This window comes from Peptoclostridium acidaminophilum DSM 3953 (genome assembly GCF_000597865.1).
Lineage (GTDB): Bacteria > Bacillota > Clostridia > Peptostreptococcales > Peptostreptococcaceae > Peptoclostridium_A > Peptoclostridium_A acidaminophilum.
The window spans coordinates 1,057,962-1,071,756 of sequence record NZ_CP007452.1; the positions used below are offsets into that span (position 1 = coordinate 1,057,962).

The 13,795-nt window shown below is 48.9% G+C and carries 10 protein-coding genes and 1 pseudogene; all 11 read left to right on the top strand.

Features of this window, described 5'->3' with window-relative positions:
- The first annotated feature begins 129 nt into the window (after positions 1–129).
- The 11 genes and pseudogenes from yfmF (at position 130) to ftsW (ending at position 13,794) form a co-directional block, all read left to right on the top strand.
- On the top strand, positions 130–1,398 hold the full coding sequence (gene yfmF, locus EAL2_RS05185) for an EF-P 5-aminopentanol modification-associated protein YfmF (protein ID WP_025435347.1): 1,269 nt from the start codon (positions 130–132) through the stop codon (positions 1,396–1,398).
- A gap of 12 nt (positions 1,399–1,410) precedes the next feature.
- Positions 1,411–2,700: an EF-P 5-aminopentanol modification-associated protein YfmH gene (yfmH, locus tag EAL2_RS05190; protein ID WP_025435348.1), complete on the top strand. Its 1,290-nt coding sequence runs from the start codon at positions 1,411–1,413 to the stop codon at positions 2,698–2,700.
- Between the two features lie 183 nt (positions 2,701–2,883).
- Positions 2,884–3,594, top strand: a pseudogene (lgt, locus tag EAL2_RS16020) (prolipoprotein diacylglyceryl transferase); the annotation flags it as partial.
- Positions 3,595–3,747: 153 nt separating this feature from the next.
- On the top strand, positions 3,748–4,683 hold the full coding sequence (gene rsmH, locus EAL2_RS16025; RefSeq protein ID WP_025435349.1) for a 16S rRNA (cytosine(1402)-N(4))-methyltransferase RsmH: 936 nt from the start codon (positions 3,748–3,750) through the stop codon (positions 4,681–4,683).
- Between the two features lie 19 nt (positions 4,684–4,702).
- Positions 4,703–5,110, top strand: coding sequence for a septum formation initiator family protein (locus EAL2_RS05200; protein ID WP_025435350.1), 408 nt, complete (start codon positions 4,703–4,705; stop codon positions 5,108–5,110).
- A 21-nt stretch (positions 5,111–5,131) separates the two neighbouring features.
- Complete coding sequence (locus tag EAL2_RS05205) at positions 5,132–7,327, top strand: penicillin-binding transpeptidase domain-containing protein (RefSeq protein WP_025435351.1); 2,196 nt, start codon at positions 5,132–5,134, stop codon at positions 7,325–7,327.
- A gap of 76 nt (positions 7,328–7,403) precedes the next feature.
- Complete coding sequence (locus EAL2_RS05210) at positions 7,404–8,861, top strand: UDP-N-acetylmuramoyl-L-alanyl-D-glutamate--2,6-diaminopimelate ligase (protein WP_025435352.1); 1,458 nt, start codon at positions 7,404–7,406, stop codon at positions 8,859–8,861.
- A gap of 2 nt (positions 8,862–8,863) precedes the next feature.
- The gene (locus EAL2_RS05215) at positions 8,864–10,240 is read left to right on the top strand and encodes a UDP-N-acetylmuramoyl-tripeptide--D-alanyl-D-alanine ligase (RefSeq protein WP_025435353.1); all 1,377 of its coding nucleotides are present in this window, start codon (positions 8,864–8,866) and stop codon (positions 10,238–10,240) included.
- Positions 10,240–11,205 (top strand): phospho-N-acetylmuramoyl-pentapeptide-transferase, encoded by a 966-nt coding sequence (gene mraY, locus EAL2_RS05220; RefSeq protein ID WP_038601807.1) that lies wholly within the window; start codon positions 10,240–10,242, stop codon positions 11,203–11,205. Before EAL2_RS05215 ends, mraY begins: the two co-directional genes overlap by 1 nt.
- A 45-nt stretch (positions 11,206–11,250) precedes the next feature.
- A complete protein-coding gene (gene murD, locus EAL2_RS05225; RefSeq protein WP_025435355.1) occupies positions 11,251–12,600 on the top strand; it encodes a UDP-N-acetylmuramoyl-L-alanine--D-glutamate ligase in 1,350 nt (449 codons plus the stop codon).
- A gap of 18 nt (positions 12,601–12,618) precedes the next feature.
- The gene (ftsW, locus tag EAL2_RS05230; RefSeq protein ID WP_025435356.1) at positions 12,619–13,794 is read left to right on the top strand and encodes a putative lipid II flippase FtsW; all 1,176 of its coding nucleotides are present in this window, start codon (positions 12,619–12,621) and stop codon (positions 13,792–13,794) included.
- Position 13,795: the final 1 nt, after the last annotated feature.

Genomic DNA, 13,795 nt, shown 5'->3' on the forward strand with positions numbered 1-13,795 from the left:
GCGTGCTATATGCAGAGCATTTGCGGAAAGTATTTGGGAATATGGAAGTAAAAAATGGTATAATTAAACTACCTGTATTTTGGAAACTGCATTTTCAAATAGATACTAGATTGCGAAGGAGGCTGAACAGTGCAAAACTATGAAAAGATAGAGATACAAAAGGGTGTAAACCTGATAATAGTCAAGACAGACAAGTTCAAGACGAATCTTGTCAGCGTGTACATAAAAAGACCGCTCAACAGGGAAGAGGCGACAAAGAACGCGCTTTTGCCTTATGTGCTAAAGTGCGGGAGCAGGAAGTACAACAGCCAGGTCGAGATTTCAAAAAAACTCGACGAGCTCTACGGATCGAACCTTGTAGCCGGAGTGGGCAAGAAGGGCGAAAAGCACATACTCAGCTTTAAGCTGGTAATGACAAACGACAAGTACATAGACGAGGCTATATTCGAAGAAGGCCTGACGTTCATGAAGGACATGATATTCGACCCGCTGCTTGAGGAGAGCGCCTTCAGCAAGGGCTATTTCGATGTTGAGGCGCAGAACCTGCGCGATGCAATAAGGGGCAGGATAAACGACAAGGCCTACTACGCAGTCGAGCGCTGCATCGAGGAGATGTGCAAAGGAGAAAACTACAGCATACACGAGGATGGCTACGAAGAGGATATAGACCTTATAACGCCGCAGAATCTCTACAGCCACTATAAGGAAGTTGTGGCGACATCACCAATAGACATACTCGTCGTTGGGGACATCGACAGCAAGAGGGCGGAGGCCGCGGCAAGGAGCTTCTTTGAGGGAGTCCTTGAAAAAAGCAGGGAGCTAATCGCCATACCGGACGAGCAGATTTACGCCGCTCCGGCCGAAGTCAGGAATATAACTGAGAGCATGGACATAACACAGGGTAAGCTCTGCATGGGCTTCAGGACTAACATACACTTTAGTGACCCAGAATACTATCCGCTTGCAGTATATGCGAGCGTGCTGGGTGGAGGGCCCCACTCGAAGATGTTCCTTAACATCAGGGAGAAGGAGAGCCTGTGCTACTACATATATGCCTCGGTGGAAAAGTACAAGGGGCTTATGATGATATCCTCGGGCATAGAGTTCGAGAACTACGAAAAGGCTATGGAGCTTATACAAAAGGAGCTCGCCGACATGAAATCCGGCAGCATAACGCAGCTTGAGATGGACAACAGCAAGAGCGCCATGACAAATTCAATAAGGTCTATGGCCGACAGCATAAACGGCCTGTCGGAGTTCTACTACGGGCAGCTGGTCAGCGGCGTATTCGAGACTCCGCAGGAGATGATCGAAAAGATTTCACGCGTGAGCGTGGAGGATGTCGTTAGGGCTTCCGAAAAGATCAAAATGGACACTATATATTTCCTGAAAAATTAGGGGGGCGGTAACTTGAACAGGATTGAAAACAAGGTTCTTAACGAGGAGCTTTTTTACGATAAACTGGATAACGGACTTGAGGTATTCTTCATGCCCAAGAAGGGCTTTGCAAAGCAGTATGCCGTATTTTCGACAAACTACGGCTCTAACGACCTGGAGTTCGTGCCTTTCGGCAAGAGCGAAAGGACAAGGGTAAACGAGGGCATAGCCCATTTCCTCGAGCACAAGATGTTCGAGCAGGAGAACGGAGGCAACGCCTTCGACAAGTTCGCGCAGCTCGGCGTCAGCGCCAATGCGTACACCAACTTCGACATGACTTCGTACCTTTTCACATCCACGGACAACTTTTACGAGGCTCTCGAGCATCTGATTCAGTATGTGCAGAGCCCTCACTTTACTGATGAGAATGTGGAGAAGGAAAAGGGCATAATAGCCCAGGAGATAAAGATGTACGACGACAATCCGGACTGGAGGGTGTATTTCAACACGCTCAAGGCGATGTACATCAACCATCCCAACAGAATAGACATAGCAGGCACGGTCGAGAGCGTCTACAGAATCACCAAGGAGGAACTCTACGACTGCTACAACACCTTCTACAGCCCGCAGAACATGGCGCTTTTCGTAGTTGGAGATCTCGAGTGGGAGAGGGTGCTTGAGACGGCAAAGAGCTCTCAAAGAAGCTACGGCAGCGAAATTCTCGGCATGGAGGTTGAGAGATTCTACCCCCAGGAGCCCGAGGCTGTGGCGGAAAAGAGCATACAGGAGTCGCTTTCTGTGTCGATGCCGATGTTCAATATAGGTTTCAAGGAGACTAGCGTTGGCGAGCGCGGAGAGGCTCTGCTGAGAAGGGAGCTGTCCACAGAGATTCTGCTGGACATGCTGTATAAAAAGGGGAGCAAATTCCATGAAGAGCTCTATCTTGGGGGGCTAATAAACGAGAGCTTCTCATGCTCTTACACGCTTACGCCCGACCATGGATATACAATGATAGGCGGCGAATCCAAGGACCCAAAGAAGGTTATGGAGAAGGTCATGGAGTACGCAGGCGAATACAGGCAGAAGGGCCTTGAGCTTGAGTATTTCGAGAGGATAAAGAAAAAGAAGATAGGCAACTTCCTCAAGTATTTCGACTCGCTCGAATTCATAGCCAACAACTTCATCTCGTACCACTTCAAGGGGATAAACCTGCTTGACTATCTGGACACGCTCAAGAGCATAGGCTTTGAAGATGTCAAAAAAAGACTTGACGAGCACATACGTGATGACAACTGCGTTCTGTCGGTTATAAACCCTAAATAAAATTGACTTAGGAAACAATGAGAATTATAATTAAGCTAGGTTTTTACCTAGCTTTTGTGCTTTCGATTAAATGTAATTATAAAACATGCTATAATTAGACGTGGCGAATTTAAGCAGCATATACGGTTTTAGATATAATACAAACAGCATACGGAGGCGGTTTTTTCAATGGTTTTTTCAATGATAGATCCAGTGGCTTTCAATATATACGGAATTGACATAAGATGGTATGGCATAATAATGGCATTCGCAATACTCACGGGCATGGTGATTGCGCTCCGCGAGGCGAAGAGGCAGGGTATAGAGGAGAACACAATGCTTGACCTTTTCCTCATAGCTGTGCCCATGGCCATAATAGGAGCAAGGGCATATTATGTAATATTCAACTGGAGCTACTACCAGGGTGATTTTTCTAAGATAGTCAACACGAGGCTGGGCGGCATGGCCATACACGGGGCTGTCATAGCTGGAATACTTGCCGGATATTACTTCTGCAGGAAAAAGAGACTGAATTTCTGGAAAATGGCGGATATAGCGGCGCCCGGCATAATACTGGGGCAGGCTATAGGCCGGTGGGGCAATTTTATAAACCAGGAGGCCTACGGCGGTCCGACTAGTCTTCCGTGGGCTATAACAGTCAACGGAGTTGGCGTGCATCCTACGTTCCTTTATGAATCGATTTGGAATATCGGCGTTTTCATATATCTTTGGAGCATCAGGAAGAAAAAGGTCTACGAGGGCGAGCTCATAGTCAAATACTGCATATTCTATTCGCTTGGAAGGCTTTGGATAGAGGGGCTAAGGACTGACAGCCTTATGCTCGGGCCGCTGAGGGCCGCGCAGGTTGTAAGCATAGTGCTCATAGTGGTCGGTTTGGCTGCGCACAAGTATTTCAAGGACTGGGAGCAGGACAAGGGCTGGGCTAAAAAGATTAAAAGCACAGCATCTCGCTATGACGCTGTTGTCGCAAAAAAAATAAAAAGGGACCAAATAATCATAGAAAAGCGCATGGTTTTGGGCTTAAATAAATTAAGGGAGCGAACAATTTTGGACTTCAAACACGTATCGGTACTATTCGACGAATCTATAGACAATCTGGACATAAAGCCTGACGGAGTGTACGTGGACGGAACGCTGGGCGGCGCCGGCCATTCACTTGAAATTGTAAAGAGACTCTCTCCGGACGGTCTGCTAATAGGCTTTGACCAGGACAAGAACGCAATAGAGGTTGCAAAAGAAAGGCTTGCGCCCTACATGGACAGAGTAAGGATTGTCCACAGCAATTTCGAAAACATAAAGCAAGAGCTCGAAAATCTGGGCATAGAAGAAATCGACGGGCTGCTTCTCGACCTGGGCGTATCTTCGCACCAGCTCGACGAGGCACAGCGGGGATTTTCATACATGCAGGACGCCCCGCTTGACATGAGAATGGATAGCAGGAACCCGCTGAGCGCCTACGAGGTGGTAAACACTTATCCCAAGGAGGAACTTGAAAGGGTGATTTGGGAGTACGGCGAGGAGAGATGGGCCGCCAGGATTGCTGAGTTCATAGTGGAGCGAAGGAATGAGCACAGGATAAATACGACTCTGGAGCTTGTGGACGTCATTAAGGCTGCGATACCGCAAAAGGCCAGGCAGGACGGGCCACACCCGGCGAAAAGGACTTTCCAGGCAATCAGAATAGAGGTCAACAGGGAACTCGATGTAATAAGAAGGACAATTGAAGACGCGACTTCGGTGATGAGAAAGGGCGGCAGAATATGCATAATAACTTTCCACTCGCTTGAAGACAGGATAGTAAAGGACACCTTCAAGGAGCTCGCCAAAAGTTGCGTGTGCCCTGTGGAATTCCCGGTTTGCATATGCGGCAAGAGGCAGGAGCTCAAGATAATCACTAAAAAGCCTATAATACCAAGCGAAGAGGAGATTGAAGGCAATCCAAGATCAAGGAGCGCAAAGCTCAGGGTTGCGCAGAGGGTATAGGCGCTAAGGAGTGGCGCATTTGAGAGCAGACAAAAGGAGAATAAACAGCGGCAAGAAAGTTGCCGATCTGGAAAAATACAGGCAGAGGAAAAAGCGCAGTTCCAGGGATGAAAATGCCAATGTGGACGGCGCCAGACTCGCAAGGAACAGGAGCAAGAAAAATGCAGCCCTTTTGAGGAACGGCGCGGTGGCGTTCATAGCCGTGGCGGTTTTCGTCATAATGGCAAGGTATTCTGTAATATCAAGGCTCAATTACGAATCACACTCTCTGAGCAAGCAGCTTGACGAGAAGGTGAATGAAAAAAAGGAGCTCTACTACGAGATAGAGATGAAGACAAACAGCGCGACTATAGAGAAGGAAGCGCGTGAGAAGCTGGGCATGGAATATCCTGCCGACGGACAGATTGTGTATATTGACGTGGAATAGAGCTTTGGGGGGAATACTGGTTTGGCGGATTTGAATATTAAAAACAAGAGAAGACTTTTTGCGCTTTTATCTATCATGATGCTGGTATTTTTGCTCCTCATAGCAAGGCTTGGCTACATACAGCTTGTCGAAGCAGACTGGCTCACCAAGAAGGCCCTTGCCCAGCAGGTGAGGGATATACCTGTGGAGGCGAAAAGAGGCACCATATACGATAGGAACGGCAAGGAGCTGGCTATAAGCATAACAAAGTACACAGTCTGGGCAAAGCCGTCAGCAATAAAGGACAAGGCGGATGCGGCAAAGAGGATTTCAAAAACGCTGGGCGTTGACGAGAAGGAAGTTGAGGCAATGCTCAAGTCCGACAAAAAAAGCCTTGTGAGGATTGCAAGGTGGATAGACGAGAAGCCTGCAAAGCAGATACAAAAACTCGAAATTGGCGGATTGTGGATAGTCAAGGACAACAAGAGGTTCTATCCCTACGGCAATCTTGCGCCTTATGTAATAGGCCATGTCACAACCGACAACATAGGGCAGGCGGGCGTCGAGCTGCAGTACGACAAGGAGCTCAAGGGCACTCCCGGAAGGGTGATAAGCGTCACCGACGCCTCGGGCAAGGAGATACCTTACGATAACGGCAAGTACAATGACCCGAAGGACGGCCAGGGAGTAATACTTACAGTCGACGAGGTCATACAGCACCATCTCGACAAGGCGCTCGACAAGGCACTTGCCGAGAACCAGGCAAAGAACGTAATGGGCATAGTAATGAATCCCAAGACGGGCGAGATACTTGCCATGTCTTCAAAGCCGGATTATGACCCGAACAATCCCAGAAATCCAATATACCCAAGATACGAATCGCTGCTTGCTTCGTACAGCGAGCAGGATAAGCCTCAGGGCTGGTTTGACATGTGGAAAAATCCGCTTGTCAACGAAACCTACGAGCCCGGCTCGACATTCAAGCCCATAACGGTTTCGGCGGCCCTCGAGGAAGGCTTCACCAAGGAGAGCGAAACCTTCTACTGCAACGGCTATGTTGAGATACTGGGAAGAAAGATAAAATGCCACGTCTATCCAAGGGGTCACGGCACCGAGACTCTGGCGCAGGCCGTGCAGAACTCATGTAACCCGGTCATGATCGAACTGGCAAGGCGCATGGGAACAGGCAGACTCTATGAATACATAAAGGCCTTCGGACTCATGTCAAAGACGGGCATAGACCTTCCCGGCGAGCAGGTGGGAGTTTTCCACAATGAGCAGAACGTTGGCCCTGTAGAGCTTGCAACAATTGCCTTTGGGCAGGCGAACTCGGCAACGCCCATACAGCTCATTTCGGCCATCAGCGCCATAGCAAACGACGGTGTAATGATGAAGCCGCATGTTGTGAAGGAGTTTGTAGATTTAAAGGGCAACGTGATAAGCAGGGTTGAACCAGAGCAGGTGCGCAAGGTTATATCCCAAAAGACAGCGCGCTCCCTGAGAAACATAATGGAGTCGGTTGTCGTCGAGGGCGGAGGCAAGGGAGCCTTCATACCCGGCTACAGGGTTGCAGGCAAGACGGGTACAGCGCAGAAGGTTGTAAACGGCAGATATGAGCCGGGCTTCTACTATGCATCTTTTGTGGGAATGGCTCCTGCTGAAAATCCTGAAATAGCGGTGATTATAATAGTCGACGAGCCGCGTGGGGCGTCCCACTTTGGGGGTACGGTCGCTGCGCCTATAGCCAAGGAAGTAATATACGATACCTTAAGGTATCTGAACATAAAGCCCAATTTCTATCTTGGGGACTCGCAAAACAGCGGCATGGTGGAGGAGTCGATTGTGCCTGAAGTCAGGAACATGGAGCTTGGAACAGCGCTGCAGCTGCTTTCGGAAAGCTCGCTCAACTATGTAATAGAGCCGTCGAACACGGTATTCAATCCGGACGACATTGTGCTTGACATGTTCCCGAGTCCGGGAACGAAGCTTTCGGCAGGTTCGAACGTCATACTCTACATGAAGCTAGAGCTCAGTGAGGCCGCAATGGCAAATGGAGCATCCACGATTTTGATGCCGGATCTTACAGGCAAGACGATAAAGGAAGTGACCAACATACTCCAGGGTATGAATCTCAAGCTCAAGGCAACAGGCAGCGGCACGGCCGTATCCCAGGAGCCAAAGCCGAACATGCCGGCGGAGCCTGGCATGGCTGTAAGCGTGGAGTTCAAATCAAACTGATGATTAAGGCAATGCATGACATGTATGCATTGCCTTTTTGAAGGTTATACTAGCAAAATAAGTCGGAGGTGTCTATATGAAACTTAGCGATATGCTCTCAGGAGCTCAGATTGTAAGTGTCAGCGGAGATTTTGAAACGGAAGTAGGCAGCATTACATACGATTCGAGAAAGGCTGGAAAGGGAAGTCTGTTCATATGCATAAAGGGATTGGCATCAGACGGACACGACTATGCAAAAAGTGCGTACGATAGCGGCTGCAGGGCTTTCTTGGCCGAGCGCGAGCTTGAACTTGAGGATGCATGCGTAGCAGTTGTTGAAGACAGCAGAAGAGAGATGGCCAGAGCGGCTGACAATTTTTACGGCAATCCGTCGAAGAGACTTGATCTCGTTGGCGTAACAGGCACAAACGGCAAGACGACAACGACATACCTTATAAAGTCGGCGCTTGACCATCTGGGCAGAGCTTGCGGTCTCATTGGCACTATAAGGACATACACAGGCAGAGTGGACGCCGAATCGGAAAGGACAACACCTGAAAGCATAGAGCTCCACAGCCATTTCAGCGACATGCTCTCTTGCGGCATAGGGAGCTGCGCCATGGAGGTGTCTTCGCATTCGCTGGAGCTTCACAGGGTGGATTTTTGCGACTTCAAGTACTCCGTTTTTACAAACCTCACTCAGGACCATCTTGATTTTCACCCGGATCTGGAGAGCTACATGAAAGCCAAGGAAAAGCTGTTCTATATGACATCAAAGGCGAATATAATCAATATAGACGACAAGCATGGCAAGGCTCTCTATGAAAGGCTTAAAGCTCTGGAGACGCCATGCGTCAGCTACGGAATAAAAGAAGAGGCGGATGTAAGCGCTAAGGACATAAGCATGGACGCGTCGGGAACAAGCTATACAATGGTAACTCCCGATTTCGAATGCAATATAGAAGTGGCCATTCCTGGTGAGTTCACAGTGTACAACACTCTGGCGGCAGCCTCGGTGCTATATTTGATGGGGATCGGCGGGGCTGACATATCTTCGGCTATGAACAGCTGCAGCGGGGTTCCCGGAAGGTTTGAAAGCATAGCGGGCAAAAACGGCGTCACTGTAATAGTAGACTACGCTCACACTCCTGACGCGCTTGAAAACATATTAAAGACCGCAAGGGGAATTGCAAAGGGCAGGGTCATAACCGTGTTTGGCTGCGGTGGCGACAGGGACAAGACCAAGAGGCCTATAATGGGCGAAATAAGCCAGAGGCTGAGTGATTTTTCAGTGATAACCTCAGACAATCCAAGGACGGAGGAGCCGCAAATGATAATCGAGGATATAGTGGCGGGGCTTGACGCGCAAAAGGGAGCCTTTACAGTAGTTGTTGACAGGAAAGAGGCCATAGGGACGGCAATAAAGATGGCTGGGCCGCATGACATTGTAATAGTTGCAGGCAAGGGCCATGAGGATTATCAGATAATTGGAAAGCAGAAGATTCATTTCGACGACAAGGAAGTGGCAAGAGCTTATCTTGAGGAGGGCAAATAGGTATGGAAGGTGTAACCTTTAACGAGGCGGCCTTATGGTGCAAAGGGACTATTGCGGCGGGGGATTCGCAGTCCGCCCTGGGCAGGATTTCAATAGATACCAGAAAGATTGAGCCGGGCGACACGTATGTTGCCATAGTTGGAGAGAGGCTTGACGGACATGATTTCATAGAGTCGGCATTCGAGAAGGGTGTGAGAAAGTTCGTTGTTGAACCGGGAAGAGTTGACGACAAGTCTTACTATGCAGGCAGCACAGTGCTTGAGGTGGAGGATACTACAAAGGCCCTTGGAGATATTGCAAGAGGCTACAGGGACAGGTTCGACATACCGTATATAGGAGTGACTGGCAGCTGCGGCAAGACATCCACAAGGAACATGGTGTGGAGCGTGCTTTCGCAAAAGCTCTCTACCCACAAAAACAGCGGCAATTTCAACAACCACATAGGTCTGCCGCTGACGATGTTCGAGCTTGGCTCAAGCCATCAGGCAGCAGTTCTCGAAATGGGTATGTCCGGCTTCGGTGAAATTGAATATCTGGCCTCGATAGTCAGGCCAAGGATTGCAGTCATAACAAATATAGGCTACTCGCACATTGAAAACCTAGGCTCGAAAGAAAACATATTGAAGGCGAAGCTTGAGATAACTTCGTATTTCGACGAGACGTGCACGCTCATTGTAAACGGTGACGACGAGCAGTTAAGGACGCTGCGGCCGGGCAGCTACAAAATGATAAAATTCGGTTTTGAGCCGGGCAATGACATTGTATGCACGGAAGTTAGAGATCAGGGCGGCATGCTGGAATTTTCCGTGAATTGGGGAGCTCATGATGAGAAATTCTCAATACCTTCCAAGGGCATGCACAACGTATACAATGCCATGGCTGCTATGGCAGTCGGCATCGAGTGCGGTCTTGGCTTTGACGAGATAAGACGCGGCCTTTTGCAGTTTGAGAACGAAAAAATGAGATTGGATATAGTGGAGAAAAGCTTTATAATAATTAATGACGCATACAATGCAAATCCTGATTCCATGAAGGCGGCAATAGACTTTCTGGCCGGTTACGAGGAGAAAAGAAAAATTGCCGTGCTTGCCGACATGCTCGAGATGGGTGAGTTTTCAAGGGAAGGCCATGAGATAGTGGGTGAATATGCCGCAGGCAGGGTTGATATACTTGTAAGCGTAGGCGGTGCGGCTGCGTATATTTCGAGCAGGGCCAGGGAATGCGGCCTTGAAAATGTAGTACATTTTGAAGACAGGCAGGGCGCTATGGAATACCTGGACGAGCTTGTCAGGCCGGGAGATGTGGTGCTTGTCAAGGGATCAAGAAGTATGAAGATGGAGGAGATAGCAAATCATCTCCAGGAAGGGAGCAGTAAATAATGGTTGGTTTTCAAAAGCTTATGCTCGTGGCGCTGGCAGCGCTGGCAGTCACAATCATAACAGGACCCATGTTCATTCCGATGCTCAGAAGGCTCAAGTTCGGGCAGACGGTAAGGGACGATGGACCTCAGAGCCATCTTGCAAAGAATGGCACGCCTACCATGGGCGGAATAATAATGGTGGCAGGAATAATGGTCGCATCTTTGCTTTCCGGCGAGCTTGACACCAACATGGTTATGGCTCTTGTTTCAATAGTAGGTTTCGGACTCATAGGATTCATAGATGATTATATAAAGGTGGTTCTTAAGAGGTCGCTTGGATTAAGGGCTTATCAGAAGCTAATAGGCCAGTTTGCGCTGGCGCTTGTAATGGTATTCTACCAGTATAGCGTTGCGGATACGGGAAGCAGCATATTCGTGCCGTTTATGGACGGTTACAGGCTGGATCTGGGGATTTTCTACATCCCATTCACGGTGCTTGTAATAGTGGCTACTGTCAACAGCGTCAATCTGACAGACGGGCTTGACGGATTGGCCTCAGGTGTTACGCTTGTAATTTCAGTCTTCTTCACGGCGGTGGCCTCGCTGCTTGGCTATACATCTGTTGCGATAGTATGCGCTGCCGTATTTGGCGCGTGTCTTGGTTTCCTCAGATTCAACGCGTATCCTGCGAAGGTGTTCATGGGAGACACGGGTTCTATGGCGCTTGGCGGAGCGGTGGCGGCAGCCGCGGTGCTCATGAACATATCGCTTATAATACCAATTGCCGGCGGGATATATTTTGCGGAGTCTCTTTCTGTGATAATACAGGTTGTAGGTTACAAGCTCACGGGCAAGAGGGTGTTTCGCATGAGCCCTATTCACCACCATTTCGAGCTTGTGGGATGGCATGAGACGAAGGTGGTAAGCGTATTTTGGATTGCAAGCCTTGTGCTTGGCATATTAGCATTCTTGGCTTTTATATAGCCTTATAATAGAAAAGACAAACTAACGGTTGGAAGGTGGACAAAAATGGATTTACATGGCAAAAAAGTGCTTCTTGTGGGACTGGCAAAGACGGGAATAGCTACTATTAAGTTCCTTCACTCAAAGGGAGCTCTGCTTACGGTAAACGACATAAAGGGCGAGGAAGAACTCAAGGAAGTTCTAAGCGAACTTGAAGGGCTTGGAATAGAGTATATACTGGGATCGCATCCCCAGAATATAGAGGGCTACGAGCTTGTAGTCGTGTCTCCAGGTGTGCCTCTTGACATTCCCTTCATAGCGAAGTTCAAGGAGAAAAAAGTCGAGGTTATAAGCGAGATAGAGCTCTCTTACAGATACTCCAAAGCTCCGTTTGTTGGGATAACGGGCACAAACGGCAAGACGACCACAACAAGCCTTGTGGGCGAGATATTCAAGCTTTCCAGCCACAATACATTTGTAGTGGGCAACATAGGTACTCCGGTTGTAGACGTTGTAGACAAGGCTGACGAGAACTCGGTGCTTGTGACGGAGCTCAGCAGCTTCCAGCTTGAATCCATAGAGAGCTTCAAGCCGAGAGTAAGCGCCATACTCAACATAACTCCGGACCACCTCAACAGGCACAAGACTATGGAAAACTACATAGCAGCCAAGGCCAGGATATTCGAGAACCAGGACGAGAACGACTACACTGTGCTAAATTACGACTGCGAACAGACGAGAAGCCTTGCAGGGCTTTGCAAATCGAATGTCGTATTCTTCAGCAGGAAGGAGAGGCTTGAGAGCGGAGTGTTCGTCGACGGCGGCAGGATAGTTGTTAAGGCAGCGGAAGGCGCCACAAGCCTTATGGACACAGCAGAACTGAAAATACCAGGACCTCACAATCTTGAAAATGCACTGGCTGCCGTGGCAATAGCCGTATCGATGCAGCTGCCTTTTGAAATAATAGCATCAGCGCTAAGAAGTTTTGAAGGCGTAGAGCACAGGCTTGAGTTTGTCAGAAGTTTAAACGGAATAGATTTCATAAACGATTCGAAGGGTACGAATCCCGATGCCTCTATTAAGGCAATACAGTCGTTTGAAAGGCCACTGATTCTAATTGCAGGCGGCATGGACAAAGGCGGAGATTTCGATGATTTTGTGGCCGAGTTTGGCGGCAAGGTCAAGGGACTAGTGCTGCTCGGCGAAACCGCACAGAAGCTCGAGGATACTGCCGTTAGATTTGGATTCAAGGCGAATTACAGGGTGGAAAACATGGAGCAGGCTGTTCAAAAGGCATTCGCTCTGGCGGCGCAAGGCGACATAGTGCTGCTCTCACCTGCGTGCGCCAGCTGGGACATGTACCCGAGCTACGAGGTGAGGGGAAGAGACTTCAAGGAGAACGTAATGCAGCTTTAGGATTTTGGAGGACATATTATGAACAGGACAAGAAAGCAGGTCAAGGAAACTCGCAAGCCGGCCAAGATGAAGGGCTTCGACCAGTATATATTTTTCGCGACGCTATTGCTGGTGGCAGTCGGCATTGTAATGGTGTTTAGCGCGAGCTACGTAAATGCATCGCAAAGATACGGCGATCCGTATCATTTTTTAAAAAAGAATGTTTTCTTTGCTGTGATGGGAACGATTACCATGGTATTCATGTCCTTTTTGAGCTACAAGAGAGTTGAGAAGCTGCGCTGGGTGGTTGCCGGCACAGCGGCAGTATTGCTTGTGATAGTCCTTACCCCCCTTGGAACCAGCCTGAACGGTGCGCAAAGGTGGATTTCCATAGGAGGCATGACCATAATGCCCTCTGAGATTGCTAAATTCGCATCAATAATACTAATAGCAAAGTATATAAAGCCAAAGCTTATACAAAAATCGCTGAGCGGCGCTATAACGCCGCTTGCTATAGCCGGCTTTTTTTTCGGAATGATATTGCTCCAGCCAAACCTTTCGACTGCAGGCAGTATAGCAATCACTGCAGTATGCATGCTGTTTGCAGCAGGCATGCAGGTAAGGTATGTGATCGGGGCTGTTCTTTCGGCCATTCCGGCAGGGGGCCTGCTTGCTTTTGCAAGCCCATACAGGTGGAAGAGGGTCACGTCTTTCCTCGATCCCTTCAAGGACGAGCTGGGGAACGGCTATCAGGTTATACAATCGCTTTACGCTCTGGGTACCGGCGGGCTTTTCGGGCTTGGGCTTGGACGGAGCAATGAAAAGTTCCTGTACATACCAGAGCCTCAAAACGACTTCATATTCGCAATAATAGGCGAAGAGCTGGGCTACATTGGCTGCATCATGCTGCTCATGGTCTACGTATTTCTCATTTACCGCTGTATAAAGGTGGCAATGAACGCACCTGACTTTTTCTCGTGCATGCTGGTTACGGGAATAGCATCCCAGATCGGAGTACAGGTGCTGCTCAATGTTGCTGTTGTAACCTCGTCAATGCCTCCGACGGGAATACCGCTGCCGTTTATAAGCTACGGCGGAACATCTCTTGTGATACTAATGGCGGCAGTGGGCATAGTGCTTAACGTATCAAGGTATTCAAGGGCAAATGAAGCAAAAGCCAGGCAGGACAAGCAAGAAAGGATAGGAGCTGAATAGG

Excerpts from the sequence above, each read along its gene's own strand:
- EAL2_RS05210 (WP_025435352.1), top strand. The coding sequence starts at position 7,404 with ATGAAACTTAGCGATATGCTCTCAGGAGCTCAGATTGTAAGTGTCAGC.
- EAL2_RS05215 (WP_025435353.1), top strand. The coding sequence starts at position 8,864 with ATGGAAGGTGTAACCTTTAACGAGGCGGCCTTATGGTGCAAAGGGACT.
- mraY (WP_038601807.1), top strand. The coding sequence starts at position 10,240 with ATGGTTGGTTTTCAAAAGCTTATGCTCGTGGCGCTGGCAGCGCTGGCA.
- murD (WP_025435355.1), top strand. The coding sequence starts at position 11,251 with ATGGATTTACATGGCAAAAAAGTGCTTCTTGTGGGACTGGCAAAGACG.
- ftsW (WP_025435356.1), top strand. The coding sequence starts at position 12,619 with ATGAACAGGACAAGAAAGCAGGTCAAGGAAACTCGCAAGCCGGCCAAG.